The sequence below is a fragment of the Stenotrophomonas sp. 24(2023) genome, assembly GCF_030913365.1.
GTDB lineage: Bacteria > Pseudomonadota > Gammaproteobacteria > Xanthomonadales > Xanthomonadaceae > Stenotrophomonas.
Genome location: NZ_CP133160.1, coordinates 68,860 through 93,837 on the forward strand (window position 1 = coordinate 68,860; position 24,978 = coordinate 93,837).

Genomic DNA, 24,978 nt, shown 5'->3' on the forward strand with positions numbered 1-24,978 from the left:
CGCGGAGGGGGTTACTTGATGAAGTTGTATTGCAGGCTGCCCTGCACGCGGACGGTGTCACTGCGGTTGCCACCTTGCTGCTCAAGCTGGCCGTACAGCAGTTCCATGCCCATCGTCCACGACGGTGCGGGGCTCCAGATCAGGTTGAACACGCCGTAGCGCGTCTGCCGGAAGGCATCGGCCGCCAAAGCCGCGTTGCGTTCCATCGTCAGCTGGCCGTAGATCAGGTTCGACCGCCACAGCGACGACCAGTAATGCGTGTAGCCGACGAAGCCGCCACGCAGGTCCAGCGCGCGCAGGCGTCCATTGCCATCCACCACCGCATCCAGCCCCGAGCCGGTCAGGTCAGCGGTGTAGCGGGCCAGGCCACGCCCGCCCAGCACGCCGAACAGCAGCAGATCGCGCTCGCCCACGCTGGCCGAACCACTCAGCTGCAGGCCGCCGCCGACGGTACGGTCACGCCGCGTATCGGTATCGAAGCCGAGGCTGCGGCCTACCGCCCCGATCTGCAGGTGCCCCCATTCGCGCTCCATGCGCGCGGTGACGGTGACATCCGGCACACGGTTGACGGCGATCCGGTCCGCATCGCCCCCCACCAGCTCGGTCTCGGGCTTTTCCGCCGCCACGGTCAAGGTAGTGCCCTTGCCCAGGCTGAAGTTGTGATGGATACCGGCGACCAGCAGGTAGCCCGCACCGCCAGGACCGGCGAAATCCAGCGTGTCGGGCAGGCTGTCGGCATCCATGAAGCTGGAATAGCCATAGCCTGCATAGGTGTTGCCCAGCTGCCCATAGGCATGGCGCAGGCGGAACTGGTAACCGTCGCTGCTGCCGTAGAAGTCGTTTTCCAGGTAGAAGCGCAGGTTGCCATGCGTGGTCGGCCGGCGCGCCTCGAAGCTGAAGCGGGTCTGCTTGGCATGCATGTTGAAGTTGGACACATCACGGTGGCCACTGCCCACCGGAATCGACGACGGTACGAACTGGTCCTCATCGCCGGCCGCGCGCGAATCGGCGATGGCATCGAGCTTGGCGTAGCCGCCGATGCGGATCACGGTATCGGTACCGGGAATGGCGAAGAAGCCCTTCAGGTCGGGGTCGGTCGGGCCAGCCGCGTTGTCCGGTCGCGAAGCCGCCGTGGACGGATCGGCCACCGAATCACGCTGTGGCAGCACCGGCTGGGCAACACCGGGAACCTGCGTCCGCTGGAGGCTGGTGGCCACTGCCGGCGCCGCCACGGCCGGGGGACTGGAAGCGACAGGAGCTTCCACGGCGGAAGGCCGCTGTTCCAGCGCATCCAGCCGCCGCTGCATGGCTTCCAGTGTCTGCCGCAGGTCCTGCATTTCCCGGCGCAACGCCTGCGCCTCATCCTGTTGCCCCCAGGCAGGCGCAGCCGCAACAGCGGCCAGGCATGCCACGCTCAATACCGCCCAGCGCATTGCATCCTCCTTGGACAGCAGAGTGCTTCATGCGGGACAGCGACGCGACAGCGTCGTGGCCCGCACGCCCGGGTACATCCACGGCCACCTACGGTGCCGTCGCCAGCCTGCGTGCGCGTTGCAACAGAACCACGATCCAGGCGTGTCCCGGCCGGGAACCCCTCTTCCCGCGCGGCATCGCGTTGCTGGCGACGGCACGGGCCTGCGTAACAAGCGCGGAGTGAGGGTGTCGTGAATGAACCGGCGATGAGACCACCGGTGACGTGGCAATGATGCGTCATCAGTGACGCTTTCGAACTGAAATCCATGCACGCAAGGCTAACCCCGCGACCGCTTTCGTCCTTGATCGCAATCAATCGTATTTCTGGATGTCAGTCACGATTCAACACGTGCCCGAGTTGGCAGTCTGCGCAGCCCCCTGCCCCATTCACTGTCGCAGAATGCAACAGGCCCGGACGTCACCGTCCGGGCCTGCGGATCTCCCTGGCAGGCGGGCCTTGCCGCCTGCAGCACTCAACGTGGGCCGAGCACCAGATCCAGATCGGCCCCCTGCGGCAGACCAGCCCGGCGCTGCACGTTGCCCTGCGCATCCTTGAACAGGATGCCCGGCGTCCCCTGGAAGCCCATTTCAAGCATCAGCACCTGATTGGCATCCAGCTTGTTGGCTACCTCACGGCTGATGCTGGCCAGCGGCTTGATGCCCCCCCGGTCAAACTGGCGCTCGTTCTCCAGCAGGGCCGCGCTCGGGTCCTGTGCCGACAGGATGGCGGCAGCCTTGGCCGGGCTGTCCTCGCGGATCACCCCCACCATGACATGGCGCAGCTGCACCTTGCCGGCATCGACCCAGGGCCGTGCGGCATCCCAGAACTTGTGGCAATAAGGGCAGTTGGCGTCGCTGAAGGTATAGACCACGCGCGGTGCATCGGCCTTGCCGTCGCGCACCCAGGCGCTGCCTTCCAGCTTGGTCCAGATCTTGGCCGACATCGGGGCGGCCACCAGCTTTTCCACCGCTGCGGCAGCCACATCATTGCCCTGGGCATCGAACAGGCTGCCCACCAGCACATGCTTGCCATCGGGGGTCACATACGCAGCGGCCGGCTGCTGCCCGCCGACCACGCCGGCGAAGCCGCGCAGACCCCCCGGCGCATCGAATTCGGAAACGACTTCAAAGCCATGCTTTTCGATGCCCTTGAGCACGTCGGGCGGGGCACCCTTGGCGGTGGCCGCAGGCTTGGCCGGCGTGGTAGCCGCCGGGGTCTGCGCCTGGCTGCAGGCGGCCAGCGCCAGCATCACCGGCAGCAACAGCACCACGGGACGGGTGCGCGGGGAATGGGACAACATGGAAACTCCGTTAGAGGATGCCCGCGCAGGCTACCGCAGCCGGCGCAGTTTGTGGTCAAGCGCAGCGTGGGTCAGTTCCCCCAGGTGCAGTTCGACAAGCCGCCCCTGGGCATCGAAGAACAGGGTGGAGGGGTAGGCCCGTACGCCCAGCGCGGTGGACGTGCCGGCATCGGCATCCAGCAGCACGTTGGCCAGCGCCAGGCGCTCGGAGGCCAGGAAATCCTGGACCTCCTGCCGGCCTTCGCCCTGGTTGGCAAACACGAAATGCACCTGCGGGTGGGCCTGCTGCGCGGCCTGCAATACCGGCATTTCGCGACGACAGGGACCACACCAACTGGCCCACAGGTTCAGTACCACCGGCGTTCCGTGGAACTGCTGCAGCGGCACGGCATCGCCCTGCAGGTCCGTCAGCGTCATGGCCGGCAGCGGCATGCAATCGGCCTGCCAGGATGACAGCGCCGCGGTTGCCCCCGCCCATGCCACCACGCCGGCCAGGCCTGCGGCCAGCACCGGCACGCGCAGTGCGGGGTGCCCGCGTAGCCGCCACAATGCCCAGCCTGCCGCCACCAGCACCACCACGGGCCAGTGGTAACCACCGTCGGCGATCTGCAGCATGCTCCAGGGCGCGGCGCCATAAGCCGTCAGATGGGACAGCACGAAGCTGATCCTGCCGGCCAGCAGGCCGATCAACAGCATGTCCAGCAACATCGCCGCTGGCGACGGTGTACCTGCGGACGCGTCAGCCGGGGCTGCCACCGGCACAGGGCGATAGCGCACCCAGAGCGTTGACAGCCCCATCGATAACAGCAGCGCCAGCAGCACCACCACGACCGGCATCGGAACCGGACCTACACTCGTCATGCTCTGCACCTACCTGCCCTGCAACAACGTTCCATCCTCACGGCAGGGTCCCCACGATGCAAGCGGCCGCACGGTGCGCACCGGATCAAGCGGCCTGCCGGCCCAGCAGTGCGGTCGGGCCCAGGGGGACATGCGGACCACGGGCCAGCTGCGGACGGTCACGAACCTTGCCCTGCACATGGCGGCGATAGACCGCCGGCGTCATGCCCACGATGCGCAGGAACAGGCGACGGAAGGCGCTCTGATCGGCATAGCCCACGCCGAATGCGACTTCCTCGATGCCACCGCCCTGCTGCAGCAGCTGCTGCGCCTTGGCCACGCGCAGCCGTTGGCAGTACTCGATCGGCCGCATGCCGGTAGCGCGCAGGAAGCGCCGTTGCAGGGTGCGTGGCTCCAGGCCCGATACCGCACAGATCGCCCCCAGTGTCGCCCCCCGCGCCGCCGTGGTGTGCAGCCAGCGCTGCGCCTTGAGTACATCGCGGTCCCCATGGGCGAAATTGGCGCTGAACCGCTCCAGATCGTGCTGGACGCCGGCTGGCACCTGGATGCCCAGCTGCGTGGCCACTGCACTGGCCACGCCCTGGCCATGCAGCCGGTGCAGCAGGCGCAGGCCCAGGTAACGCCAGGCGTGCGGCCCACAGACGGTGAGCAGGTCGCCGTCGTCCACCAGCGCCCGCTCGCTGGGCGCCCAGCTGGCGGCCTGTTCCTGCAGCATCGGGTGACGGCTCAGGTCCGGCGTGGACACCGTGCGCCCGGCCAGCAGGCCTGCCCGGGCCAGCACCGTGACGCCATCGGCGGCCGCGGACAGCAGGCTGCCGCCGTCGTAATGAGCGCGCAGCCAGTCCAGCAGGACTTCTTCCACCCGCAGGGGCACGGTCAGGCTGAGCTGCCCGGGCACCGCGATCACCCCCGGAATCGCACCTTCCAGCAGCTCCGCGCCAGCCAGCCGGTGTACCCCCGAACCACAGGCCGGCACCACCCAGCGGGTCACCAGCAGCTGCTTGAGCGGCCGTCGCTGCTGGTGCGCGATGCGGTTGCCCACATGCGCCATCTCGGCCAGAACCGACGCCGCCGACGGGTCACCGCCGGGGTACTCGACCACCGCTACTTCCACGAATCCATCCTGGTTGATTGCGTCCATCTCCCCTCTCCTTTCGTTGCTGGAGGCAGCCGGATGCACCGGCGACCCTGTCGGAACGAGGGTAGAAACCGCTTGCAGGCGGGCGCTATGAAGAAAGTTGCAAAGCGCGGCTCACCGGGCCACAGGTTCAGCAACTGTCGGGAATACCCCACAAGGCTGAATGGACCTCGCCGACAAACCCTTGACTCTTGACCAGACTCAAGGGTTCAGAATGTCGCCATCACCCCTCAGGCGACGGCCATGAACATTGGACAACTCGCACGCCAGGCCGGCGTGCCGATCGACACGGTGCGCTACTACGAACGCCAGCAGCTGCTGCCCACCGCCGCGCGCTCGGCCGGGGGCTACCGCATCTTCGGCGAACAGGACCTGCGCCGCCTGCGTTTCATCCGCCGGGCCAAGGCGCTGGGCTTCAGCCTGGAGGAGATCGCCGAACTGCTGGCCCTGAGCGACCGCCATCAGCAGGACATGGGCAGCGTCCGCGACACCGCGCAGGCGCGGCTGGCCGACATCGAACAGCGCATGGCCGAACTGCAGCGCATGCATGCCGCACTGTCGCAGCTGGTGGAGGCCTGCCCCGGCCACGGCGCGCTGCAGCAGTGCCCGATCCTGGCCGCGTTGAGCGAGGAAAACGCATGAACACCCCCTCCCACGATCACGGCCATGCCCCGTCCCCGGCCAGTGGTGGCTGCTGCGGGGGTACCCCCAAGGCCAGCACCACGGTGAAGGACCCGGTCTGCGGCATGGACGTCGATCCCGCGCGCACGCCCCATCACGCCGACCATGCCGGCAGGACCTGGCACTTCTGCTCGGCCCGCTGCCGCGAACGGTTCCTCGCCACCCCGGCGGCATTCGACGGCAGTACCCCGCCGGCAACCGCCGGCTGCTGCGGCGGTCATGCGCCGGGCCGCAACGCTGCGACCGTGAAGGACCTAGTCTGCGGCATGGATGTCGATCCGGCCACCACCGCGCACCACGCGCGCCATGACGGCCACGACCATCACTTCTGCAGCGCGGGCTGCCGGCAGAAGTTCATCGCCGATCCGCAGCGCTACCTGGACCCCGCCTCGCATGTCGCCGCACCGGTTCCGCCCGGCACGCTGTACACCTGCCCGATGGACCCGGAAATCGTGCAGGAAGGCCCCGGCACCTGCCCGATCTGCGGCATGGCGCTGGAGCCGATGATGCCCAGCCTGGACGAGGGCGAAAATCCGGAGCTGACCGATTTCCGCCGACGGTTCTGGGTGTCGCTGCCGCTGAGCGTGGCGACGATGGCGCTGGCGATGCTGGCGATGACCCCGCTGCTGCACGCGTTGTCGCCAACACTGCGGGTATGGATCGAAGGCGCGCTGGCCACACCGGTGGTGCTGTGGGCGGGTTGGCCGTTCCTGCAGCGCTGGGCGCAGTCGATCGGCAACCGCAGCCCCAACATGTGGACGCTGATCGGCACCGGCGTCATCGCCGCCTACGGTTACAGCGTGGTCGCCACCGTGGCACCGGGCCTGTTCCCGCCCTCGTTCCAGCAGCACGGCCATGTCGGGGTGTACTTCGAAGCGGCCGCCGTGATCATCTCGCTGACCCTGCTCGGCCAGCTGATGGAACTTCGCGCCCGCGCCAAGACCTCGGCCGCCATCAAGGCGCTGCTGGGGTTGGCACCGAAGACCGCACGGCGGATCGACGCCGATGGCAGCGAACACGATGTGGAACTGGCCCAGGTCAAGGCCGGTGACCGCCTGCGCGTGCGCCCCGGTGAAAAGGTGCCGGTGGACGGACGTGTGCTGGAAGGCCGCTCGACGCTGGACGAATCGATGCTGACCGGCGAGCCGGTGCCGGTGACCAAACAGGCCGGCGACAGCGTGATCGGTGCCACCCTCAACGGTTCCGGCGCCCTGGTGATCGAGGCCGAGCGCGTGGGCGATGACAGCATGCTGGCGCAGATCGTGCAGCTGGTGGCACAGGCGCAGCGCTCACGTGCGCCGATGCAGCGCATGGCCGACAGGGTCGCCTACTGGTTCGTGCTGGCGGTGCTGGCCGTGGCCGTGCTGGCGCTGTTCGGCTGGGGCCTGTTCGGGCCCGATCCTTCGTGGACGCACGGCGTGCTGAGCGCGGTGGCGGTGCTGATCATCGCCTGCCCCTGTGCGCTGGGCCTGGCCACGCCGATGTCGATCATGGTCGCCACCGGGCGTGCCGCACAGCATGGCGTGCTGTTCCGCGATGCCGAGGCGATCGAAGCCCTGGGCAAGGTCGACACGCTGGTGGTGGACAAGACCGGCACGCTGACCGAAGGCCGCCCGGCGTTCGATGCGGTGCACGCCAGCGAAGGCTTCGATGCCACGCAGGTACTGCAATGGGCCGCCAGCCTTGACCAGGGCAGCGAACATCCGCTGGCCGCGGCCATCGTCGCCGAAGCGCGCGCACGTGGCATGGCGCTGTGGCCCGTGGAGGACTTCGATTCGATCACCGGCCTGGGCGTGCGTGGGCGTGTCGATGGCCGCACGCTGTTCCTCGGCAACACCGCGCTGATGGCCGGACAACAGATCGCGGTGGCCGCACTCCGCGAGGATGCCGACGTGCTGCGCCGGCGCGGCGCGAGCGTGATGTACCTGGCCGTGGACGGCCGCCTGGCGGGGCTGCTGTCGGTCGCCGATCCGATCAAGGCGACCACCGCCGAAGCGATTGCCGCCCTGCACCGCGACGGCCTGCGCATCCTCATGGCCACCGGCGATGGCGAGCTGACCGCACAGGCGGTTGCGGCCACGCTGGGGCTGGACGAAGTACACGGTGAAACCCGCCCGGCCGACAAGGCCGCGCTGGTCAACCAACTGCAGGCACAGGGCCGCGTGGTGGCCATGGCCGGCGATGGCATCAACGATGCCCCCGCACTGGCCAGCGCCACGGTCGGCATCGCCATGGGCACCGGCACCGATGTGGCCATGTCCAGCGCGCAGGTCACGCTGGTGAAGGGCGATCTGCGCGGCATCCTGCGTGCGCGCCAGTTGTCGCGCGCGGCCGTGCGCAACATGCGGCAGAACCTCGGCTTCGCCTTCCTCTACAACGGGCTGGGCATCCCGGTCGCCGCCGGCGTGCTGGTGCCATGGGGCATCACCCTGTCGCCGATGCTGGCGGCGCTGGCGATGAGCCTCAGTTCGGTGTCGGTGATCAGCAATGCACTGCGCCTGCGTGCACAACGCCTGCCTGGCGGGTGACGCACCGGCCACTGATGCAGGCCTGCAGAGCCGCGTGAAGAAAAGTGCAACAAAGGCTTGCCAACCCCAGGGGGCACAGCTATTATTTCGCTCCTCAGCGACGTGGGGCCATAGCTCAGCTGGGAGAGCGCCTGCATGGCATGCAGGAGGTCAGCGGTTCGATCCCGCTTGGCTCCACCAAACTTTCGGCATTAGGCCGTCGAAAGGTCGCAAAGAAATTGATGAGATCTGCGTCCCCATCGTCTAGAGGCCTAGGACATCACCCTTTCACGGTGGCGACCGGGGTTCGAATCCCCGTGGGGACGCCACTCATCCGAACAACGAGGACCCGGCCGATAACCGGGTCTTTTTTGTTCACCGCCCACCAGCGTTCAGGTTGTGGCGTTGCGGTTCCCCTGCCCTCGGGTGGTGGTAATGCCGGAACGAAGAAAGCAAAAAAAGCTTCCACAAACGTGAATACGCTGGTAAGATAGGCGGCTCGGTAACACGGGGCCATAGCTCAGCTGGGAGAGCGCCTGCATGGCATGCAGGAGGTCAGCGGTTCGATCCCGCTTGGCTCCACCACTTTCGACATTAGGCCGTCGAGAGTTCTACAACTTGAAGTTTTTCGTGCGTCCCCATCGTCTAGAGGCCTAGGACATCACCCTTTCACGGTGGCGACCGGGGTTCGAATCCCCGTGGGGACGCCAGTTTCAAAGAGGACCCTGCTCCCAGCAGGCATCCTGGAGTTACATGGGGCCATAGCTCAGCTGGGAGAGCGCCTGCATGGCATGCAGGAGGTCAGCGGTTCGATCCCGCTTGGCTCCACCACTTCGGCATTAGGCCGTCGAAGTTCTACAACTTGAAGTTTTCGTGCGTCCCCATCGTCTAGAGGCCTAGGACATCACCCTTTCACGGTGGCGACCGGGGTTCGAATCCCCGTGGGGACGCCAATTCTTGAGACCCCGGCTTCGGCCGGGGTTTTCTTTTGCCCGTCGTTTCCGCATCCACGCATGGCGTGGATCTACCCGGGCGATCGCATGACATGCATCCACCCGGGTGGTGGACCACATGACGTGGATCTCCCCGGATGAGGGAGATGGCGTGGGCTTCTGTAGATCCACGCCATGCGTGGATGAAGGCTTCCACGCCCGGATTCAGAACCGCCGGTACATGCCCAGCGACGCCGGCGCGGTCAGTGCGAACCCATACTGCGCGTACAACCGGTGCGCCTCTCCATCGGCCAGCAGGCTGACATACGCTGTTGGCGGCAGGTTGGCCTGCATCCAGTCCCCCAGCCGCTGCATCACCGCCTTGCCCAGGCCCTGTCCCTGCAACCGCGGCAGCACCGCGATATCCACCACCTGCAGGTGGCAACCGCCATCGCCGATGATGCGGCCCATCGCCACCAGCTCACTGCCCTGGTAGGCGCACACGCCGAACACCGTATTGGGCAGGCCGCGTTCGGCGGCTTCGCGGCTCTTGGCGCTGAGCCCGGCCAACTGGCGCAGTTGGCAGTAATCCTCGACCGAGGGCACGGCTTCACGGAACAGGCAGGTGGTGGATGCGTTCATGCAGTTGCTCCTGGGACGATGCAGGTATCCTGCCGCATCCACGTCGCAACCGCTGCGACCGCGTCTGGATGCCTCCTGCATGTGCTATTCCGCCCTGATCCGCGCCGACTACGCCACGCTGGTGCGCGAGTTCGGCGCCGTGCTGTCCCTGGAAGAATTCGCCGCGCTGTATGCCTACGCCCCTGGCGGGAAACGCCCGAAAACCCCCAAGGCCATGGATGACGGCTTTGCCGGCGCCCGTACCGAACGCGGCCGCGACATCATGGCGTGCATCCAGCAGTGGCATGCGCAGGAACAACAGGCCCTGCAGGCCGAACTGGCCCAGCAGGAAGAACGCCAGCGCATCGCCGCCGCCACGCTCGCTACCCGACCGACCCAGAAGGCGCGCAACGACCTGCGGGTGGCCGGTAACCGCCTCACCCGTGCCCAGGCCCGGCTGGACGATCTGCACCGGGTACAACTGCTGCCGCGCGACAACCGCATCTTTCCCGGCACCTATGCGCCGGTGATGGTCAGCGAGCACGGCCAGCGGGTGATCAAGCCCATGCGTTACCAGTGCCGGCTGCCCGATACCCCGGCACGCCACGATGTGCTGTACCCGGGCACCTACAACGCACGGCGCGACAGCCTGGAAGGCTACTGGCGCGGCGCGTTCGGCCATCGCCACGGGGTGGTGGTGGTGCAGGCCTTCTATGAACATGTGCAGCGCCCTGCCCCGGCCGGTACCGTGGATGCCGCCGATGGCAGGGACACCCGCACGGTGCTGGAATTCCGCCCCGACCCGCAGCGCGATCTGCTGCTGGCCTGCCTGTGGGCCGAATGGGAAGGCCCGGAAGGACGGCTGCTCTCCTTCGCCGCCATTACCGACACGCCGCCGGCCGATGTCGCCGCCGCCGGGCATGACCGCGGCATCATCCCGATCCGCCCCGAACACCTCGATGCCTGGCTCAACCCGGACCCGGGCGATCTGGCCGCGCAGTACCGCATCCTCGACGACCGCGAGGCGATCCGCTACACGTGGGACGAATCCATCTAGCCTGGCAGGGGCTCAGGCGCGGGCGCTGGAACGCCCGACCGCACGCGACAGCGCTGCGGCCAGTTCCGCCGACAGGTAGGGCTTGATCAGCAGCACGCCGGTCTGCATCGCCACGGGCAGCTGCTCGGCCGCCATGCCGGTAGCCAGCACGTAGGGAATCCCGCGTGACGACAGGGCGCGGGCAATCGGCTCGCTGGTCTCGCTATGGGCCAGGCGGTAATCCAGCAGCGCCACGTCCGGCGTGTTCTCTTCCAGCAGCCGCAAGGCTTCTGCGACGGAAGCGGCCAGCCCGACCACGAACGCGCCCGCCTGCACCAACTGCATCTGCAGCAGGGCCGCGCTCATCTCGTCGTTTTCGACCACCAGTACCCGGAGGTCCTGCAACGCTGCCATGTTCTACCGCTCCTTGACGTGTTAAGCAGACCCAGTATAGCGGCCCCCCGGCCAATGCCGACAAACGCAAGATATTGAAGCGCCTGCCTTTCTCATTCCCCTCTATGAACAGCCGCACGGCTCGGGTACACTCACGCGCTGCCAGCCGGTGTGGCGGAATGGTATACGCAGCTGACTCAAAATCAGCCGGGGGTGACCCCATGAAGGTTCGAGTCCTTTCACCGGCACCACAGGCCCTTGCGTCGTAAGGGTTTCAAAGAAAATGGCGTAATGGAGTCGTGAATCTGCCGACTCCGCTCATTTCGGCATCAATCCCCTCGCCTTGCACGATCGTCTGGCAACCTACTCGCCACGGCGTGGACTGTTGTTGGCTGCCTGCATCCACGCCTTCATCGGGTCACGTGCCCGGGGCTTCTCCAGCGAGTCGTTGAGATACCGGGTGGTTGTCGCCTCCTTGAGCCGCGCGGCCTGCTGCACCTCCGGCACCAGGCGCTCATGATGGCGGCACACCCAGGCCTCGATACCGGCACGGCCGGCGGCCTCGCAAGATCCGGGTCGAGGTGCCAGCGGCTACAGGGCGCCGAGGTCTGAGACAGTCGCCTTACCGTGTTGCAGCAAGGCCGCCAGGAGGCGGCCTCCGGCCATAGTCCGCCCCGTCTGTTCGTTGAGGTAGGCGGCCTGGAGGCGGCCAGCGGCCAGCACGTGAGCCAATTCGAAGCTGTCCGGCCTACCCCGCAGCGGATCTCCCGGGGAAGCCAACCCACCGTCCAATGGCTGGTGCACCGCCGGTACTGCCACGGAATGCTTCTCGTAGGCGGTGGCCATCATGCGGCCGTTCTTGGGCGACCAGCCGCCCAGCACCAGCTCGGTGCCCAGCGCAGCCAGGGGCAAGCCGGCTTTCACTGCAGCTTGCTCGTAGTTCGGCCACAGCTGGTCCACCACCAGGCCCAGCTCGGCCATCAGCTGTTCCATGGTGAAATCGGCCCGGAAACTGGCCTGAAGGCAGAGTTCGTAGATCCGCAAGAAGAACTGCGCCGAACCTCGGCAGGCCAGCACCAGGTTGTGCTGCGGAATCAGGAGCATCTTCGCTCCTACGGAGGGACAGCCAGTGATCACGTCCTCGGCCAAGGTGTCCACGGCCACAAGCAGCTGGTCAGGGCGGAGTAGAACATTGAGGATGCTCATGGCATGGCTCATAGCGCGTGCCCGGACTATCACCAGTCACGCGCTGCGTGTCCATCACCACGGAACCGAACATGACCGACACCGATCAGATCCTCGGCCGCCTGCAGGCCTGCGAAGCGGCGCTTGATGCCCAGCGCGGCTATATCAAGGCACTGGAATATGGCCTCCGGGTCCTGGTGGTTACCCACCCGGCACCAGGTCGCTTGGGCACTGCTTGGAAACATCTGCTCCCCGGCATCGCGGACACCCATGTGGCCGCCGATAGCGCGCTGTTCACAGCGGCATTTCAACAGGCGCTGGCCGGACTAAGCGAGCAGATTGCATTGGCCGCAAGCTCCAGGGAAACGGGGTAGGAGATCCGAACCTCAGTCAGGAGTCCAACCGGCGAACGCTCCCATCCTGAAAGAGTATCCGGCCCCCTCCAGAAGCTCCCTCATTCGCAACTCTGCACGCCGGGGAAATCGAAGCCCGCGCGGCGCATACAGCGCGTAAATGCAGCCTTTCTCATAGACAGACTCTCTGCGCACAGAGCAATTGCTGCTCTCAGCTGCATTCGTCCAGATCTCGAGCAGCTTCTCGGGTCCAATCGACTGGCCACTGTTCAGCCTAAAGGTCAACCAACGGACCGAATTTGGTGGCGATTTGTCTAGGTAAGCCACACCGACCCCTCCACTCGCTCCTGAAGCGCGCAGAGCGCTTCCGGTGAGATAGAGGGATGTTCACTGCGAATAGATGCCGGTAGATCGACGCGGCACAAGGCGCTCACCAGCGCAGGCAGCTCACCGTCCAGATCCAACCACCAACCTCGCGGGATGCGCAGGCCATTGCCCATCCGATCGTAGATGCAAATCTGGAAGGACATGACAGGCTCTCCTAGGTTGGTCCGAGCATACGCCTGTGGAATGTCACACCTGATTGCGACCGTTGGGTGATTGGTCGGCTCGCAGCGCGCAGATCAAGACGTGCTCCTCGTCCTGTTGAATGCTCCTGAAGGAATTGAGCCACCTAAGGGCTGATCCAGGATTGGCAATGACGCGTCCCAGCTCATCTGTAAGGCAGCGTGCGCACTCCATACCACCGGGGCTGGGCGCTTTGCAGATCCGACAAGGCGCCATTGTTGTCGTGGCTGGAGGTCGGGACTGATGCATGATCTTGGCCATCAGCCTAACTGCTCGCGCGTGCGATGACATGGTCATTCGTTTCGTGCCGCTCCTATTCAACAAAGCCGCGCAATGCGCGGCCTCATCTTCATCTTCAGCGACGGGCATCCCGGCCCGGTGCGTTCTGCCCGCCCTGCCCTGGGCGCTGCTGGCCACCCTGCTGGCCACCCTGTTCTTCCTTGTCGCGCTGCTCCTGCTGCCGTTGCTTCTGCTGTGCGTCGTCACTTTCGGGTTCGTTTCCCTCGACCGGCTTCTGCTGACCGGAGAAGTTGACCGAGGACTGCGCGCCCTCCTCATTGGAACGCGAGTTCTTCGTGGTGTTGTTCATCTGATGCTCCAGTGCAGCCGAGTGCTGCCCAGCAACAGTGGCAGTACGCAGGTTATGCAGATGTGGGAAGAATGCAGTTCGATGAACGGGCTCCATGAACAGGCAGGCCAATGGGAAGGGTGTACGGTGACTGTTCTAGAGGAGAACCGACATGGAACTTGAACGTAACAAGGACTTAGTCGATGTTGAGCGCGAGTTGAGGCATTGGGCGGCCGAATTCAAGCTGGGAAAGCTGCCTGCGATAAATTTCCGGCATGAGGTAGATCCGGTGATTCGTCTGGCCTGTGACATCTATGTCAGGGATCCCCATGGCACGCGCTCAGCATGGCTTGAAGATCTGCAGATACGTCTCTCAAAGCGACCAAGCCTGCGAGGAAATATCGGTTCTGATCAAATCGCAAGCGGTTGTTGGGACCTGCTATCGGCCCCGCCCAATGCTACGAGCAAGATCATCCGCATAGCCCGAATCAGCAAAAGCGGTGCAGTTCCAACTTAGTCAAACGCAACAGAACCGCGCTCAACCTGCCTGCCGATTCAGCCCGCTGTGATGAGGGGTTCACTTTGCGTGGCGCACACTTCCGGCTCGCGGCTCTTCTCCGGCGCAGAATCCTTTGCTCCCGTGTCCAGCCCCTCAACGGCACGGCCATGAACCCTCCCAACGCCTTCAGGATCCACACGATCCTGCCACTCCTTGCGCTCAATGGCGCGATCATTCGGCTGGAGCAGATTCGTTCAACCTGTAAAAGCTGCGGTCTTAGATCATCAATGACTGAAGACGCAGGGTTTCAAACCGGCCTGAAGGGAACCACGCTCACGTGCCAAGCCTGTGGAGCCACAGGATTGATGGATGAAATAGAGATCTGGCATCACTGGCTTGAGCAGTGCCGCCGTGAGCGGCTGCTGGCGCTCTTTGATCCTAAGCCAGACGAGCCCCTAGATCTCTAGGATCCGCAATGAACGCATCGTCCATGGCCTTGGGCGTCTAGGGCCGCTTCTTCCCCTCGTCGTGGATGTACAGCCGGGCGAACTCGTCCAGCAAGATCGTGGCGCCGGTCATGCGGACCAGCATCTGGTTCTGGGCGGAATAGCACATGGCGCCATTGCGCCGCAGCGGGCGTTGCAGCGGCGTGACGAGGCGACCCGGCCGGGCGCTGCTATGGGCGCCGGCGCGCGCCCTAAGCCGTTTCACAGCGGGGTATCGCGCGTTTGCAGATGCAGGCGAAACCCTTGCCGCGCAAGCATTTCGGCTGCTATCGGGGCATGGCGGGCTTTCACGAAATCAGCGCCGAAGTGCCTTTCACCGGCACCACTGCATCAAAGGCCAGGTCCCCGACCTGGCCTTCTGCATTTCCGGGACAACCGCCCCGGCCACAGCGGCATGCTCCCCCTGGCGCCTGCATCACTCCGGCATCCCAACGTCGGCAGTGCCGGCCAACTGCGCTGGCACACAGGCGCACTGGGCGTGGATGGCATTGTCGTCCGGGCCGCACAGCACGGGCAGATCAGCGGTGAGGGCGAGTGGGATCCACCCGGCGGCTGGCGACCGTTCTGCCTGGATCTCCAGACAGGCCAGGCGCCTGCTGCGTGACACCGGCAGACCGGGCTCCCCGCCCGGCCTGCCGCCTTCCCGTCCTCTCCCCTGAACTCACACAAGGCGCAGCGTACGCCCGCCCTGCCCGCCCGCTGCCGGCACCTGGTGGCTGCCCTGCGCACCGGCGACACGGAACGCAGCCACGGTATCGAGCAGCTGGTTGGACTGTTCTTCCATGCTGCGCGCGGCGGCCGACGCTTCTTCCACCAGCGCGGCATTCTGCTGTGTGCCCTGGTCGATCACGTCCACGGCCAGGTTCATCTGCTGGATGTCATCACTCTGCTGCTGGGCGGCCGCGCTGATCTCATTCATCAGGTCGCTCACGCGGCGCACGTTGACCACGATCTCGTCCATGGTGCGCCCGGCACTTTCGACCTGGCCGGTGCCTGCGCCGACCTTTTCCACCGAATCGCTGATCAGCTGCTTGATCTCCTTGGCGGCGCTGGCCGACCGCTGCGACAGCGAGCGGATCTCACCGGCCACCACGGCAAAGCCATGGCCGTGCTCGCCGGCACGCGCGGCTTCCACCGCCGCGTTCAGCGCCAGGATGTTGGTCTGGAAGGCGATGCCATCGATGACACCGATGATGTCCACGATGCGCCGCGACGAGGCATTGATCAGCGCCATCGTGGCCACCACCTCATGCACGACCTGCCCGCCCTGCGCGGCCACATCCACTGCGCCGCTGGCCAATGCGCTGGCCTGGCGGGCGTTGTGCGCGGTCTGCTGCACGGTGCTGGCCAGCCCCTTCATCGACACGGCGGTTTCTTCCAGCGTGGCCGCCTGCTGTTCGGTGCGCTGGGACAGATCCGAATTGCCCTGGGCGATTTCGCTGGCCCCCACGGCAATCGTGTCGGCCGCGAACTTGATCTGGCCGATGATGGTGGACATCGCCGCGACCAATGCGTTGATGCCTTCGCACAATTCCGCGATCGGTCCCTGCTTGCCCTCGGTCGGCACGTGCCGGGTGAGGTCACCAGCCTGCGCGGCCGCGACCACCGCGCGCGTTTCGGCCACCGCCTGCTCCATCGCCTGCGCTTCGCGCACCTTGGCGGTGACATCGGTGGCGTACTTGACCACCTTGAACGGCCGGCCGTTCATGTCCAGGATCGGGTTGTACGACGCTTGGATCCAGATGTCCTGGCCATCCTTGCCGATACGGCGGTACTGGCCGGCATCGTATTCGCCTCGCCCGAGCTTTTCCCAGAAGCGGCGGTACTCCTCGCTTGTGCGGTACGCCGCATCGACGAACAGGCTGTGGTGCTTGCCACGCACGTCCTCGAGCGTATAGCCGGTGGTGGCAAGGAAGTTCTCGTTGGCGGCAAGGATGGTGCCGCGCAGATCGAATTCAATCACCGCCTGCGACTTGTTGATCGCCGCCAGTTGGCCCGACACATCCGCGTTCTGCAGCATCTGCGCGGTGATGTCGGTGGCGAACTTGACCACCTTGTACGGGCGGCCACTGGCATCGAGCACGGGGTTGTAGGAGGCCTGGATCCACAGCTCGCGGCCGTCCTTGCCCAGCCGGCGATAGCGTCCGGCATCGAGTTCGCCACGGCCCAGGCGTGCCCAGAACTCACGGTACTCGGTACTGCTGGCCTGCGCCGGCTCGACGAACATCGAATGGTGCCGGCCCTGGATTTCGTCCAGCGTGTAGCCCACGGCCTGCAGGAAATTCCCGTTGGCGGTGAGGATGGTGCCCTGCAGGTCGAATTCGATGACAGCCTGCACGCGATGCAGTGCCTGCACCTGGGCTTCCAGCTCGGCAACGCGCCGCTGCGTCGTGGTGGCCGCCTCGCGGGTACGGCGGAACAAGCGCGAACCCGCCAATGCGCGCAAGGGCGCCCATGACGTCGACTGCGTTGCCGGCGCCGGCAGTGGCGCATGCATACCTGAAGTGAGCATCCTCTGTTCCTCGGTGTCCGATGGGCGAAATGGCGTATCGCGGGCACGATGCCCGGCAACGGTCGCCACGGTGGCGTGGACTACGACGACGTAAACGAGTTGCGTCGCTCCTGCGATCTGCGTGATGCAAACCCTGTTCCATCAGGGCGCCCGGGGCAGTGAACACGGTGCAACCCGGCTCCACGGACGGTATCGGCGCCACTGAAGCCGGACTTGAGCATTTTCCCCTGTGAAAACAACCGCTTCACTGAGCAATTCAGTCTTATCACGATCGCGTGCAGACGGTGTCAACGCGTGGCCGATGCAGCAGCGGGGCAAAAGGTTGCAATGACCAACGGGCGATGGCCGGCCATGCCTTCTGCGCAACGATGCCTTCACGGCGTGCGCCGCATCGCACGCCGGCAACAGGAGCACTCGATGAGGCGATGGATCATGCAGGCAGCAACACTGGCCCTGGGCGCAGGCCTGGCCACCACGGTACTGGCACAGGGCTACCGCCCGGCCTTCCGTCCCGAACAGCTCAAGGGGCCGCCCGTGGGCGCGCCGAACCAGGTACTGGTGCTGGGCTCGCCCCATCTGTCTTCCCTGCCCGACAGCTTCCAGTTGCCGATGCTGGAACCGCTGCTGCAGCGCCTGCAGGGCTGGAAACCCGATGCCATCGCCATCGAGCGCGTGTCCGGACTACAGTGCGACAGCCTGCGCCGCTATCCGTCACGGTATGCCTCGACCATCGAGGATTACTGCGCCGATACGCAGGCGGCGGCCAGCGCCACCGGACTGGACGTGCCGGCCGCCAATGCCGAAGCCGAACGCCTGTTGGCGCAGTGGCCGGCACAACCGCCTGCGGCGCAGCGCCGCCGCCTGGCCGCGGTGTTCCTGGCGGCGGGCGAACCGGCCTCGGCCCTGGTGCAATGGCTGCGGCTGCCGCTGCACGAGCGCACCGCCGGGGACGGGCTGGACGACACGCTGGTAGCCGCCCTGCGCAGCCGGAAGGCACGCCGCAATGAAACCGAACAGGTCGCGGCGGTGCTGGCCGCGCGGTTGGGGCTGGAACGGTTATGGAGCGTGGATGACCACTCCGCAGACAGCGACTACCCCGATCCGGACGCATGGCGGGAGGCGGTCACCAAGGCCTGGGACAACCCCTATGCACGCGCACGCCGCGCACGCGACCAGCAGTTGATGGACGGTCTTGCACGCCCTGATGGCGTGGTTGCGCTCTATCGTGCCTACAACGATCCGGCCTGGCCGATGCTGGCCTACCAGGCCGATTTCGGCGCGGCACTGGTCGAACCCTCGGCCCAGTCCATCGGCCGCCTGTACGTGGGCTACTGGGAAACGCGCAACCTGCGCATGGTCGCCAACATCCGCGATGTGCTGGCGCACCGCCCCGGCACGCGCCTGCTGGCACTGGTCGGTGCTTCGCACAAGGGCTACTACGACGCCTACCTCAACCTGATGCACGACGTGCAGCTGGTCGATGCGCAGGCGGTGCTGCGCTGACGGCATCGATTCAACGGCCGTCGCGGCGGCCCGCACGCCAGAGCCTTGCGCTGGTGGCAAGGATGCCGCCCAGCGTGGCCAGCAGGGCCACGCATACACCCCACTGCAGCGCAGGCACCAGCGCCTGTGCCTGCAGATCGGTGCGCAGCTGCTCCAGGCGCAGCCAGCCGGCCAGGGCCAGCACCCAGCCGACCACGGCGGGGGCATAGGCAGCAAGAACATCGCGGTTCCAGGGGGGCATGACGGATTCTCCTGCCGGTGGGCGTTGGCGGCATTGTTCCGCCCGCCCCTCTCACAGGCTGAGATCCGGTGGCGCGGTAGCCGCTGCGCCGCGCGCTAGGGTGCGGCCGCCTGCCAGCCGCCGCCCAGCGCCGCCATCAGTGCAGCACTGGCCTGCAGCTGGCGGCTGAGGATGTCCTGCAGGCCCAGCTGCGCCTGGCGGGCATCGTTCTGTGCGCTGACCACGTCCAGATAACTCACCGCACCACCGGCATAGCGGTCATGGGCAATCTGCTCGGCGCGGCGCGCGGCGTCCACGGCATCTTCTTCATGGCCACGCTGTGCGGCCAGGCGCTGCAGCTGGCTGAGCTGGTCTTCCACCTGGCGGATCGCCGCCAGCACCGTCGCGCGGTACTGCGCGGATGCGGCATCGAATTCGGCATACGCCCCGGCCTTGGCCGCCTTGCGCCGCCCGCCATCGAACACCGTCAACGCGGCCAGCGGCCCGAGCGCCCAGACCCGGTTGCCCGCATCCAGCAACGCGCTGCTGCCCGAGGTCTGGCCGCCCAGCAGGCCGGTCAGACTGAGCTGCGGGAACCAGGCCGCGCGGGCCACGCCGATGCCGGCATTGGCGGCGAACACACGCCGTTCGGCGGCGGCGATATCCGGGCGATGCTGCAGCAAGGTACTGGGCAGATCCGCCGGCACTGCGGGCAACGCGGGCGCCTGCGCGGTGTCGGCCACCACGAAACCGGTCGCGGGTGCCCCGACCAGTTCGGCCAAGGCATGGCGCAGCAGATCGTGGCGGGCATCGAGCGCATCCAGATCCGCCTGTGCGCTGGCCAGTTGGTGGCGGGCGCGGGCGACATCCAGCTCCGAGGCGATCTCGCCGCGGTAGCGGTCTTCGGTCAACGCCAGTGCCTGCCGGTAGTCGGCGATGCTGTCGCGCAGGATCGCCTGCTGGGCCTGCGTGCCGCGCAGCTGCAGGTACAGGCCGGCCAGCTGCTGCGACAGGCTCAGGCGTGCGACCGCCAGATCATCGGCACTGGCCTCGGCGCGGGCATGCCCGGCTAGGGCGGCATTGCGCAGGCGTCCCCACAGGTCCAGGTCGAAGGACAGCGAGACGCTGGCGCTGTTGCTGTCATAGATGGCCGGCTGGGTGGCACTGCGCAACGGCTTGTCGTCGGACTGCCGCTGGCGCACCGGGCCGGTGCTGAAGCCCACCTGCGGCGCGCGTGCGGAGGCCGCCTCACCCGCCGCCGCCCGTGCAGCATCGTAGTGCGCCACGGCCAGGGCGATGCTGGGGTTGGCGTCGTGCAACTGCTGCTGCAGCTGGTCCAGTACCGGGTCCTGGAACAGCCGCCACCAGTCCGGGGCCAGCGGTGCCGTCGCGCCGGTCGTCACCTGTTCATAGCCGGCCGGCATCGCCACCGCCGGTACCGTGTAGGTGGGCGCCAGCGAACAGCCCCCCAGCAGCAACGCCAGCGCCACTGCAGCGGCGCAGCCATCAACCGCGCGCATGGGCCGGCTCCTGCTCACCGGCAACCACGCGCACGTGATCGCCCTCGCGCAGCGCATCGGGCGGATTGGGAATCACCCGTTCCCCGGCCTGCAGGCCATGATCGATGCGCAAGGTGCTGCCCAGGTCGTTGGCGATGTGGATGTCGCGCAGATGCACGATGCCCTTGTCATCGACCACCGCCACCTGGGTGCCCTTGGCACGGAAGATCAGCACTTCGGCCGGCACGCTGACACCCTCGCCGGCGCTCGCCTGCGGCAGGGTCACTTCGGCATAGCTGCCGGGCAGCAGTGCGCCATCGGCGTTGTCGACCACGAACTGCGCCAGCAGTGTGCCGGAGCTGCGGTCGATCGCACTGGAATCGCCCTGCAGCGTGGCGGTGAAGCGGCGCCCCGCCTGCCCCGGTACCTGCAGCGTTGCCTGCAGGCCCGGCTGGATGCTGGCCGCGCTGTTCTGCGGTACCGGCACCATCAGGCGCAGGCGGCGCGTATCGGCCACATCGAACAGTTCCTTGCCGGCGTCATCGGCGCGGATCAGCTGGCCCACGTCGGTCAGACGCGCGGTGACGGTGCCATCGAACGGCGCCCGCAGGGTGCGGTAGCGGCCCAGCTCCTGCAATCGCGCGTAGTCAGCCTGCGCCGCTTCCACATTCGCCTGGGCGGCCAGCGCGTTGGCGTGCTTCTCATCGGCTTCCTGGCGCGATACCGAGTGGCTGGCCAGCATGCCCGCCCAGCGCTCGGCGCTGACCTGGGCCAGCTTGGCGTCAGCCTGCGCCTGCAGCAGGTGGGCATGCGCCTGGGCGATCTGCTGGTCCAGCTCCGGGCTGTCGATCACACCCAGCACCTGCCCGGCCTTCACCGCCTGGCCGATGTCGGCATTCCAGGACTTCAGGTAGCCGCCCACGCGCGCGTGGATCGGTGCTTCGGTCCAGGCGGTCAGGTGCGCCGGCAGGGTCATCGACGCCTCGCTGCCCTTGGCACCGGCGGTGACCACCTGCACGGCCGGTTCGGCCTGGCGCTCGGTCCATTCGACCACCGCATGCGCCTGCTGCGCGCGCAGCGCCAGGCCAGCGGCCACCAGCGCCACGGCGATCGCAGCGCCAAGGATCAGACGACGGCGCAGCGGCGCCTGCGGCAAGGAAGCGTCAGACATGCAGGGGCTCTCCGGCGGGGGCGGTACGGGTCTTGCGTGAGTGGGCCAGGGCGAACACCACCGGCACGAACAGCAGCGTGGCGCAGGTGGCCAGCAGCAGGCCGCCGATGACAGCGCGCCCAAGCGGCGCGTTCTGCTCGGCCGACAGCGCGGTCGGCAACATGCCCAGGATCATCGCCAGCGCGGTCATGCAGACCGGGCGGAAGCGGGTGAAGCCGGCTTCCAGCGCGGCCTTGGCAGCATCGCCATGCACGGCCAGACGCTCGCGGCAGAAGCTGACCACCAGGATCGAGTTCGCCGTGGCCACGCCCATGCACAGGATCGCACCGGTCAGCGCCGGCACCGACAGCGTGGTGTGGGTCAGGAACAGCATCCACACCACGCCCGCCAGCCCTGCCGGCAGCGCGGTGATGATCACGAACGGGTCGGTCCAGGACTGGAAGTTGATGACGATCAGCAGGTAGATCAGCACGATGGCGCCGAGCAGGCCGTAGCCCAGGCCGGTGAAGGCCACATGCAGCGCATCGATCTGCCCATGCAGGCCAACCTCGGTGCCGCGCGGGCGCTGGCTGGCCATGCTGTCGATGATCGTCTGCACATCGGCGGCGACCGCGCCCAGATCACGCCCCTGCACGCTGGCGTACACATCCAGCGTCGGCTGCACGTTGTAGTGGGTCACCACCGCCGAACTGGCCCCGCGCTGGATGTCGGCCAGGCCACCAAGCACCTGCGAGGGGCTGCCGGGGGCACCGGTCACCGGCAACGCCTGCAGCGCGGCCAGGCTGTCCATGCGGTACTGCGGTGTGGCCGCGACCACGTTGTAGGAAATGCCGTTCTTCGGGCTCAGCCAGAAGGTCGGCGCGACCTGCCCGCTGCCGGCCAGCGAGGCCACCATGCTGTTGGTGACGTCGCGCTCGGTGATGCCCAGGCCGTTGGCCCGCAGGCGGTCCACATCCACGGTCAGGGTCGGGTAGCCATCGGGCTGCTGCAGGCGCACGTCGACCAGCCCCGGCACATGGCGCAGGCGGCGCTGCAGTTCCTGCGCATAGGCCCGGTTACCCGCGGCATCGGGACCGGCGATGCGCACATCCAGCGGCGCCGGCGCACCGAAGTTCAGGATCTGGCTGCTGGTATCGGCCGGCAGGAAGGCGAAGCCGGTGCCCGGGAACGCGGCCGGCAGCACCTCGCGCAGGCGGCGCTGGTACTCGGCCGTATCGCCATGGCCCGGCTTCAGCGAGACCTGGATGTCACCGTCCTGCGCGCCGATGGTGCCGCTGGCGCTGTAGGCCATGTTGATGCCGGTGATCGGAAGGCCGATGTTGTCGACGATGGCGTCGATCTCGGACGGCGGCACCACCTGGCGGATGCGTGCCTCGATGTGGTCGAAGGCGGCGGCGGTTTCCTCGATGCGCGTGCCCAGCGGCAGGCGCACGTGCATCGACAGTGCACTGGACTCGGTGGCCGGGAAGAAATCCTGGCCCAGGGTGGGCAGCAGCGCGAAGGACACCAGCACGCATGCCATGAAGCCGAGCAGGAAGCGGCGGCGGTTGGCCAGTGCCAGCCCCAGCAGCGCATGGTAGCGATCGCGCACGGCCGAGAACCCGGCCTCGAAACGCTGCTGCCAGCGCACCAGCACAGCGGTGATGCGTGCGTGCCGGGGCTGCGGGTGGTCGCCTTCGTGGTGGTTGAGGAAGGCATCTTCCGGGTGGTGCCCGGTGCCGCCTTCCACGCGGTGCGGCTTGAGCAGGTACAGCGCCATGGTCGGCACCAGGGTGCGCGAAAGCACGAACGAGCTGCCCATCGCGAAGATCACCGCCAGCGCCATCGGCCGGAACAGGTAGCCGGCGATGCCGTCGAGCAGGAACATCGGCACGAACACGATGCAGATGCACAGCAGCGAGACAAAGGCCGGGCCGACGATCTGCGCGGCACCATCGAGGATCGCCTCGCGCACGCCCTTGCCCTGTTCCAGATGCCAGTTGACGTTCTCGATGGTGACCGTGGCATCGTCCACCAGGATGCCCACGGCCAGCGCCAGGCCGCCCAGGGTCATCACGTTCAGGGTCTGCCCGCTGACCGACAGCAGGGCGATGGCCGAGAGCACCGCCAGCGGGATCGAGGCGGCAATGATGACCGTCGAACGCCAGCTGCCGAGGAACACCAGGATCATCACACTGGTCAGCAGCGCGGCGATGATGCCTTCGCGGGCCACGCTGCTGATCGATTCACGCACGAAGGTGGAGGCATCGCCCAGCAGCGAGATCTTCAGCGACGGCGGCAGGGTCTCACCGATCTTCGGCAACAGCTGGCGGATGCGGCTGACGAGGGTAAGCGTGGAGGCATCACCGTTCTTCAGCGCCGACATCAGTACCGAATGCCCGCCGTTGACGCGCACGATGTTGGTCTGCGGTGGCGAACCATCACGCACATGCGCGACCTGGCCGATGGTGACCACCGCGCCGTTGACGGTGCGGATGGGCAGGTCGTTCAGCGCCTGGATCTCGCTGGGGCTGTTGTTGAGCAGCACGGTGAATTCGTTGCCGCCCAGCTTGGCCGTACCGACCGGGGTGATCTGGTTCTGCGCGGCCAGCGCATTGCCTACGTCCTGCGCCGACAGGCCCTTGGCGGCCAGCGCCTGCGGGTCCAGGTCCAGGGTGATCTGGCGCTGCTTGCCACCATACGGCGCCGGGATGGCCAGGCCGGGAATCGCGGTGAGCGGAGGACGGACCGTGTTCTGCGCCAGATCGCGGATCTGCGATTCGCCCAGTGTCGGGCTGGAGAACGCCATCTGCAGCACCGGCACGGTGGAGGCGCTGTAGTTGAGGATCAGCGGCGGGGTCATGCCGGCCGGCATCTGCTTGACGATGGTCTGCGAGATGGCGGTGATCTGCGCGTTGGCGGTGCGGATGTCCACGCCGGGCTGGAAGAACACCTTGACCACGCCCATGCCGGCCAGCGACTGCGATTCGATGTGCTCGATATCGTTGACGGTGGTGCTCAGGGCACGCTCGTAGGGCGAGACCACGCGCCCGGACATGGCATCGGGGGACAGGCCGGTGTACTGCCAGACCACGGCGATGACCGGGATGCCGATATCGGGGAACACATCGGTGGGGGTACGCAGTGCACTGAGCGGACCGACGATGCAGATGAAGATGGCCATCACCACGAAGGTGTAAGGCTTGTTGAGCGCGGTCCTGACCAAGCCGAGCATGCAGCTCTCCAGCAGTGCGAATGCCCACCGCGGGCAGCGCAGGCCGGAAAGTATCGGCGCTGGCGGTTAAAACAAAGCTGTGCCGCGGATGAAACTTATTTCATGAACGGGGTGTCGAGGCAGGGCTGCGCCCTGCACCCGCAGAGGCCCCCGTCAACGTCAACGTCAACGTCAAAGGCTGGCATCCCGTGGGATGGCGGGGTGGGTCCGGTTGAGGGGGACGCCGTAAACCCATCCA

22 protein-coding genes and 7 tRNA genes are annotated in these 24,978 nt (G+C 66.8%); 14 read left to right on the forward strand and 15 right to left on the reverse strand.

The annotated features are described in order from the left end of the window. Nucleotides 1-11 precede the first annotated feature (11 nt). The 4 genes from Q9R17_RS00290 to Q9R17_RS00305 all read right to left on the reverse strand — a co-directional run bounded on the left by Q9R17_RS00290 (nt 12) and on the right by Q9R17_RS00305 (nt 4,776). Entirely contained in the window at nt 12-1,433 is a 1,422-nt protein-coding gene (locus Q9R17_RS00290) for a DcaP family trimeric outer membrane transporter (RefSeq protein ID WP_308156483.1), read from the reverse strand. 513 nt (nt 1,434-1,946) lie between these two features. Continuing rightward, a complete protein-coding gene (gene dsbG / locus Q9R17_RS00295; protein ID WP_308156484.1) occupies nt 1,947-2,774 on the reverse strand; it encodes a thiol:disulfide interchange protein DsbG in 828 nt (275 codons plus the stop codon). 30 nt (nt 2,775-2,804) lie between these two features. Continuing rightward, complete coding sequence (locus Q9R17_RS00300) at nt 2,805-3,635, reverse strand: TlpA disulfide reductase family protein (RefSeq protein WP_308156485.1); 831 nt, start codon at nt 3,633-3,635, stop codon at nt 2,805-2,807. 85 nt (nt 3,636-3,720) lie between these two features. Beyond that, entirely contained in the window at nt 3,721-4,776 is a 1,056-nt protein-coding gene (locus tag Q9R17_RS00305; RefSeq protein ID WP_308156486.1) for a helix-turn-helix domain-containing protein, read from the reverse strand. Between the two features lie 240 nt (nt 4,777-5,016). On the opposite strand from Q9R17_RS00305, the gene Q9R17_RS00310 reads away from it, so the two are divergent. The 8 genes from Q9R17_RS00310 to Q9R17_RS00345 all read left to right on the forward strand — a co-directional run bounded on the left by Q9R17_RS00310 (nt 5,017) and on the right by Q9R17_RS00345 (nt 8,914). Next, on the forward strand, nt 5,017-5,415 hold the full coding sequence (locus Q9R17_RS00310; RefSeq protein WP_308156487.1) for a heavy metal-responsive transcriptional regulator: 399 nt from the start codon (nt 5,017-5,019) through the stop codon (nt 5,413-5,415). Next, the gene (locus Q9R17_RS00315; protein WP_308156488.1) at nt 5,412-7,982 is read left to right on the forward strand and encodes a heavy metal translocating P-type ATPase; all 2,571 of its coding nucleotides are present in this window, start codon (nt 5,412-5,414) and stop codon (nt 7,980-7,982) included. Before Q9R17_RS00310 ends, Q9R17_RS00315 begins: the two co-directional genes overlap by 4 nt. 104 nt (nt 7,983-8,086) lie before the next feature. Continuing rightward, nucleotides 8,087-8,162: transfer RNA gene (locus tag Q9R17_RS00320), tRNA-Ala, on the forward strand. Between the two features lie 52 nt (nt 8,163-8,214). Next, nucleotides 8,215-8,290 (forward strand) — tRNA-Glu (locus Q9R17_RS00325). Nucleotides 8,291-8,470: 180 nt separating this feature from the next. Then, nucleotides 8,471-8,546 (forward strand) — tRNA-Ala (locus Q9R17_RS00330). A 49-nt stretch (nt 8,547-8,595) separates the two neighbouring features. After that, nucleotides 8,596-8,671, forward strand: a tRNA-Glu gene (locus tag Q9R17_RS00335). Between the two features lie 45 nt (nt 8,672-8,716). Further along, nucleotides 8,717-8,792: transfer RNA gene (locus Q9R17_RS00340), tRNA-Ala, on the forward strand. A 46-nt stretch (nt 8,793-8,838) separates the two neighbouring features. Further along, nucleotides 8,839-8,914 (forward strand) — tRNA-Glu (locus Q9R17_RS00345). Between the two features lie 204 nt (nt 8,915-9,118). On the opposite strand, the gene Q9R17_RS00350 is transcribed toward Q9R17_RS00345, so the two are convergent. Further along, nucleotides 9,119-9,535: a GNAT family N-acetyltransferase gene (locus Q9R17_RS00350; RefSeq protein ID WP_308156489.1), complete on the reverse strand. Its 417-nt coding sequence runs from the start codon at nt 9,533-9,535 to the stop codon at nt 9,119-9,121. A gap of 79 nt (nt 9,536-9,614) precedes the next feature. Here Q9R17_RS00350 and Q9R17_RS00355 point away from each other — a divergent pair, with 79 nt between their 5' ends. Then, nucleotides 9,615-10,571: an SOS response-associated peptidase family protein gene (locus tag Q9R17_RS00355; RefSeq protein ID WP_308156490.1), complete on the forward strand. Its 957-nt coding sequence runs from the start codon at nt 9,615-9,617 to the stop codon at nt 10,569-10,571. 12 nt (nt 10,572-10,583) lie between these two features. On the opposite strand, the gene Q9R17_RS00360 is transcribed toward Q9R17_RS00355, so the two are convergent. Beyond that, on the reverse strand, nt 10,584-10,964 hold the full coding sequence (locus tag Q9R17_RS00360; RefSeq protein WP_308156491.1) for a response regulator: 381 nt from the start codon (nt 10,962-10,964) through the stop codon (nt 10,584-10,586). Nucleotides 10,965-11,108: 144 nt separating this feature from the next. Between Q9R17_RS00360 and Q9R17_RS00365 the strand changes: the two genes are divergently transcribed. Further along, nucleotides 11,109-11,194 (forward strand) — tRNA-Leu (locus Q9R17_RS00365). Nucleotides 11,195-11,306: 112 nt separating this feature from the next. Here Q9R17_RS00365 and Q9R17_RS00370 read toward each other — a convergent pair. Both Q9R17_RS00370 and Q9R17_RS00375 read right to left on the reverse strand, forming a co-directional pair. Beyond that, complete coding sequence (locus tag Q9R17_RS00370; RefSeq protein ID WP_308156492.1) at nt 11,307-11,474, reverse strand: hypothetical protein; 168 nt, start codon at nt 11,472-11,474, stop codon at nt 11,307-11,309. A 60-nt stretch (nt 11,475-11,534) separates the two neighbouring features. After that, nucleotides 11,535-12,149, reverse strand: a complete 615-nt coding sequence (locus Q9R17_RS00375) for a hypothetical protein (RefSeq protein ID WP_308156493.1) — start codon at nt 12,147-12,149, stop codon at nt 11,535-11,537. Nucleotides 12,150-12,220: 71 nt separating this feature from the next. On the opposite strand from Q9R17_RS00375, the gene Q9R17_RS00380 reads away from it, so the two are divergent. Next, the gene (locus Q9R17_RS00380; protein ID WP_308156494.1) at nt 12,221-12,502 is read left to right on the forward strand and encodes a hypothetical protein; all 282 of its coding nucleotides are present in this window, start codon (nt 12,221-12,223) and stop codon (nt 12,500-12,502) included. A gap of 293 nt (nt 12,503-12,795) precedes the next feature. Here Q9R17_RS00380 and Q9R17_RS00385 read toward each other — a convergent pair whose 3' ends face one another. Beyond that, complete coding sequence (locus Q9R17_RS00385; protein ID WP_308156495.1) at nt 12,796-13,011, reverse strand: hypothetical protein; 216 nt, start codon at nt 13,009-13,011, stop codon at nt 12,796-12,798. Nucleotides 13,012-13,403: 392 nt separating this feature from the next. Further along, complete coding sequence (locus Q9R17_RS00390) at nt 13,404-13,637, reverse strand: hypothetical protein (protein ID WP_308156496.1); 234 nt, start codon at nt 13,635-13,637, stop codon at nt 13,404-13,406. 151 nt (nt 13,638-13,788) lie between these two features. Between Q9R17_RS00390 and Q9R17_RS00395 the strand changes: the two genes are divergently transcribed. Next, complete coding sequence (locus Q9R17_RS00395) at nt 13,789-14,133, forward strand: hypothetical protein (RefSeq protein WP_308156497.1); 345 nt, start codon at nt 13,789-13,791, stop codon at nt 14,131-14,133. Between the two features lie 149 nt (nt 14,134-14,282). Further along, nucleotides 14,283-14,582, forward strand: coding sequence for a hypothetical protein (locus Q9R17_RS00400; RefSeq protein ID WP_308156498.1), 300 nt, complete (start codon nt 14,283-14,285; stop codon nt 14,580-14,582). 700 nt (nt 14,583-15,282) lie between these two features. Here Q9R17_RS00400 and Q9R17_RS00405 read toward each other — a convergent pair. Then, nucleotides 15,283-17,133, reverse strand: coding sequence for a methyl-accepting chemotaxis protein (locus Q9R17_RS00405; protein ID WP_308156499.1), 1,851 nt, complete (start codon nt 17,131-17,133; stop codon nt 15,283-15,285). A gap of 417 nt (nt 17,134-17,550) precedes the next feature. Here Q9R17_RS00405 and Q9R17_RS00410 point away from each other — a divergent pair, with 417 nt between their 5' ends. Further along, on the forward strand, nt 17,551-18,636 hold the full coding sequence (locus Q9R17_RS00410) for a DUF5694 domain-containing protein (RefSeq protein ID WP_308156500.1): 1,086 nt from the start codon (nt 17,551-17,553) through the stop codon (nt 18,634-18,636). Between the two features lie 10 nt (nt 18,637-18,646). On the opposite strand, the gene Q9R17_RS00415 is transcribed toward Q9R17_RS00410, so the two are convergent. From Q9R17_RS00415 to Q9R17_RS00430, 4 genes are all read right to left on the reverse strand, one after another. Continuing rightward, the gene (locus tag Q9R17_RS00415; RefSeq protein WP_308156501.1) at nt 18,647-18,877 is read right to left on the reverse strand and encodes a hypothetical protein; all 231 of its coding nucleotides are present in this window, start codon (nt 18,875-18,877) and stop codon (nt 18,647-18,649) included. 95 nt (nt 18,878-18,972) lie between these two features. Next, complete coding sequence (locus Q9R17_RS00420) at nt 18,973-20,376, reverse strand: efflux transporter outer membrane subunit (protein WP_308156502.1); 1,404 nt, start codon at nt 20,374-20,376, stop codon at nt 18,973-18,975. Further along, the gene (locus Q9R17_RS00425; RefSeq protein ID WP_308156503.1) at nt 20,363-21,526 is read right to left on the reverse strand and encodes an efflux RND transporter periplasmic adaptor subunit; all 1,164 of its coding nucleotides are present in this window, start codon (nt 21,524-21,526) and stop codon (nt 20,363-20,365) included. Before Q9R17_RS00425 ends, Q9R17_RS00420 begins: the two co-directional genes overlap by 14 nt. Continuing rightward, a complete protein-coding gene (locus Q9R17_RS00430) occupies nt 21,519-24,740 on the reverse strand; it encodes an efflux RND transporter permease subunit (RefSeq protein ID WP_308156504.1) in 3,222 nt (1,073 codons plus the stop codon). The genes Q9R17_RS00425 and Q9R17_RS00430 overlap by 8 nt, the downstream gene beginning before the upstream one ends. Nucleotides 24,741-24,978: the final 238 nt, after the last annotated feature.